We start from the raw sequence: 513 nt of genomic DNA, 5'->3' as shown, positions 1-513 counted from the left end.
GGTACCGTTGGTTCAGCGTTCTCTGCAACTGCTACTGCTTCCGGTGGTTCTGGCTCGTACACCTACCAGTGGAAGAAAGGGACGACAAATGTTCCGAATGCAAATGGTGGTAACACCGCAACTCTGAACTTTACGTCTTTGGTGTCTGGCGACACTGGCTCGTACACTGTAGTGGTCGATGATGGTACAAACACTGTCACTTCTTCTGCAATCACTCTTACTGTTAATGCTGCTCCACCGCCTAAACCTGTATTTAGTGCTCAACCTACTGCTCCAACAGCAGCCATTGCTGGTCAATCATTCACTACCTCTCCTGCGGTAGCTGCTTCTGGTTCTCCAACATTTAAATGGCAGTCTGCTTCTGGTGCATCTGGCGGTACTTTCACAGATGTTTCTGGTGCGACTGGTACAACATTGACTGTTGCTAACCCTGTTGTTGGTACGATGCGCTATAAAGCGGTTGCCACCAATGCTACAGGTACAACAGATTCTAACATCTTGACGGTAGTAACT

Annotated in this window: 1 pseudogene; it reads left to right on the top strand. The window is 48.3% G+C overall.

Annotated features, from left to right (window positions below):
- Window positions 1–513 (top strand): annotated as a pseudogene (locus N1032_RS27980) (hypothetical protein); the annotation flags it as partial.

It is taken from the genome of Herbiconiux daphne (assembly GCF_024979295.1).
Classification (GTDB): Bacteria; Actinomycetota; Actinomycetes; order Actinomycetales; family Microbacteriaceae; genus Herbiconiux; species Herbiconiux daphnes.
The sequence above is the reverse complement of the archived record's forward strand: the minus strand, read 5'-3'. Positions and strand labels throughout refer to the sequence as shown.